This window comes from Borrelia crocidurae (genome assembly GCF_000825665.2).
Taxonomy (GTDB): Bacteria; Spirochaetota; Spirochaetia; order Borreliales; family Borreliaceae; genus Borrelia; species Borrelia duttonii.
The window spans coordinates 817,876-821,075 of sequence record NZ_LN609267.1 but is presented as its reverse complement, the minus strand read 5'-3'; the positions used below and the strand labels follow the sequence as shown (position 1 = coordinate 821,075).

3 protein-coding genes and 1 pseudogene are annotated in these 3,200 nt (G+C 27.2%); all 4 read left to right on the top strand.

Annotated elements, in window-relative coordinates; all coding sequences use genetic code 11:
• Positions 1 to 163: 163 nt before the first annotated feature.
• On the top strand, positions 164 to 967 hold the full coding sequence (locus tag BN1173_RS03950; RefSeq protein WP_012538507.1) for a sigma-70 family RNA polymerase sigma factor: 804 nt from the start codon (positions 164 to 166) through the stop codon (positions 965 to 967).
• Between the two features lie 45 nt (positions 968 to 1,012).
• Complete coding sequence (locus tag BN1173_RS03945) at positions 1,013 to 1,936, top strand: divergent polysaccharide deacetylase family protein (protein WP_040236782.1); 924 nt, start codon at positions 1,013 to 1,015, stop codon at positions 1,934 to 1,936.
• The gene (gene tsaD, locus BN1173_RS03940; protein WP_040236780.1) at positions 1,905 to 2,921 is read left to right on the top strand and encodes a tRNA (adenosine(37)-N6)-threonylcarbamoyltransferase complex transferase subunit TsaD; all 1,017 of its coding nucleotides are present in this window, start codon (positions 1,905 to 1,907) and stop codon (positions 2,919 to 2,921) included. The genes BN1173_RS03945 and tsaD overlap by 32 nt, the downstream gene beginning before the upstream one ends.
• Positions 2,918 to 3,200: pseudogene (locus BN1173_RS04710) on the top strand (PfkB family carbohydrate kinase); the annotation flags it as partial. The gene tsaD and the pseudogene BN1173_RS04710, both read left to right, overlap by 4 nt.

The window sequence follows — 3,200 nt, the reverse complement described above, 5'->3', positions numbered from 1 at the left end:
TGCTGATGTAATCTACAATCAAATTAAAATAACAAATAATCTTAGAAAATAATTAATATTTAATAAAAATATCAATTATTTTCTAAGTTGGCATGATTTTTGCATCACATCAAAAAGGGAGAAGGATGTTGATACACAAAATTTAAAAGATGGGAGAAGTAGTGTGAATATATTTAGCAATGAAGATTTAAATATATATCTAAAATCTGTAAGAGAACATAGACTTATAACTCACGAAGAAGAAATCGAACTTGCAAAACAGATAAAACTAGGAAGCTTAAAAGCAAAAAACCAAATGATAAATGCCAACTTACGTTTAGTTCTCAAGATAATTAAAAGATATGCTGGCAAAGGATTAAAAATAGAAGATCTAATACAAGAAGGAAATTTAGGTTTAATTAGAGCTGCAGAAAAATATGATCCGAGTAAGAACACCAAATTTTCAACTTATGCTTCATTTTGGATCAAACAATCTCTTCAAAGGGCATTAAACACAAAAACAAGACTTGTAAAAGTGCCATACAGAAAAGAAAATTTAATACTTCAAATCAATAAATATCTAATGGAAGAAGAAAAATCACCCAAAAAAGAAGACATAATGGAAAGATTTAACTTGACAACTGCTCAATATGTAAAGATTATTCCTTACCTTGAAAAAGAATATTCTCTAGACAAAAAGATTGAAGGATCAGAAAACTCCACGCTACTAAATCTCTATGAAGATAATTCTTTTAATCCTGAGAGTACTCTCGAACAAAATTCAACATTAAAGCATCTAAACTACATACTAGAAACCAAACTAAATGAAAAAGAAAGATATATAATCAAGAAAAGATACAATTTGGACAACAGTGATAAAAAAAGCACCTTAAAAGATATTTCTACAGAACTTGGAATATCTTCAGAAACTGTAAGACAGATCGAAAAAAGAGTACTAAAAAAACTCAGAGAAGAACTTTATCAATAAATATTGACTTAGTCACATATTTAGATATAATAAGAATTTCTGAGAATGAATATTCAAAATATTTATGTTTTTATTAAAAGACATAAGTTAAAAATTAAAGTATTGTTTATCATAATTACATCTTTTGCATCAATAAGTATATTATTTTCTAGTTTTGTATATCTAAAATCCAATGACAATAAAATTAATTTAAAGTTAAAAGATAAATTGGCAAAACTTAAAAGACACAATCTAACAAAAACAAAACAAAAATTAAAACTCAACAATTCAAAGCCAGAATTTTATCTTATAATTGATGACGTTGGATATGATGAATTTATGTTAGACGAATTTATAAAAATTAACCTAAACATTAATTTTTCAATTATTCCCTTTTTACCAAAATCAATGGAATTTTATAACAAACTACAAAATAAAAACAAAATTATAATGATTCATTTCCCAATGCAATCAAAACATAAAAATTCAATAGAAAAATTTCATATCAATATCAATGATAATGAAATTACTATACGAACAAAAATTGAAACAACATTCAATACATATCCAAATGCAAAGATAATGAATAATCATATGGGAAGTCTTATTACCTCAAATGAAAACATTATGAAAATCATGTTAATAAAACTTAAAGAAAAAAATAAATATTTCTTTGACAGTCTAACTACTAAAGACAGCATATCTATACAAACTGGTAAAAGCATTGGAATCTTAGTAGAACAAAGAGATATATTCCTTGATAATAGAGATAATGAAAAATCTGTAATTAAAGCACTTGAGCGAGCAAAACAAATAGCTAGAACAAAAGGAATTGTCAAAGTAATAGGACACATTTGGTCAAAAAACACCCTTAAAATACTTCAACAAGAATCAGAAAACTTAAAGAAAGAATTTGTATTTAAAAATTTAATAAACCTTTATCAAAGAGAGGAAAATAATGAAGGTACTTGGAATAGAAAGCTCATGTGATGATTGTTGTGCAGCTATAGTAGAAAATGGCAACACAATTTTAAGCAACATCAAACTTAGTCAAAAAGAACATAAAAAATATTATGGAATAGTACCAGAAATTGCCTCAAGACTACATACAGAATTTATTATGTATGTTTGTCAACAAGCCATAATAAGTGCTCAAATAAATATATCTGAAATAGATTTAATAGCAGTTACATCTCAACCTGGGCTTATTGGCTCTTTAATTGTTGGTGTAAACTTTGCCAAAGGACTGTCCATTGCCCTCAAAAAACCTCTAATTTGTATTGATCACATTCTAGGACATCTTTATGCACCCTTGCTGAATCACACAATAGAATATCCATTTCTATCATTAGTATTAAGTGGAGGTCACACAATACTAGCCAAACAAAATAATTTTGATGATATTGAAATACTTGGAAGAACACTTGATGATGCTTGTGGAGAAGCATTTGACAAAATAGCAAAACATTATAAGATGGGATTTCCTGGTGGCCCAAATATAGAAAAATTGGCTATAGACGGCAATCAATACGCATTTAATTTTCCAATTACAATTTTTGACAAAAAAGAAAATAGATATGACTTCTCATATTCGGGCCTTAAAACAGCATGCATACATCAACTTGAAAAATTTAAAAACAACAATGCCAAAATAACAAATAACAATATTGCTGCCAGTTTTCAAAGAGCAGCTTTTGAAAATTTAATAATTCCAATAAAAAGAGCAATAAAGGATACTAACATAAAAAAATTAATAATATCTGGAGGAGTAGCAAGCAACCTTTATTTAAGAGAAAAAATTAAAAACCTTGAAATAGAAACATACTATCCCCCAATCGACCTTTGTACAGACAACGCAGCAATGATTGCAGGAATTGGATATTTTATGCATTTAAAATATGGAGCAAGTTCCATTGAAACTAATGCAAACTCAAGAATAGAAAATTATAAATATACAAAAGGAGTAAAATTATGAAACGAGTATTAGCCATGCATGATATTTCAACCATAGGTAAAGCATCACTTACAATATGCATACCAGTAATATCATCATTTAATATTCAAGTTTGTCCACTAGTAACTGCCGTTCTCTCTGCAACAACAAATTACAAAGAATTCGAAATAATAGATTTAACAAATAAATTAAAAAAGTTTATACTATCCTGGAAAAATCAAAATGAAAATTTTGATATATTTTACAGTGGATTTCTTGGCAACAACAAACAACACAAAATAATAGAACAAATTCTAAAAC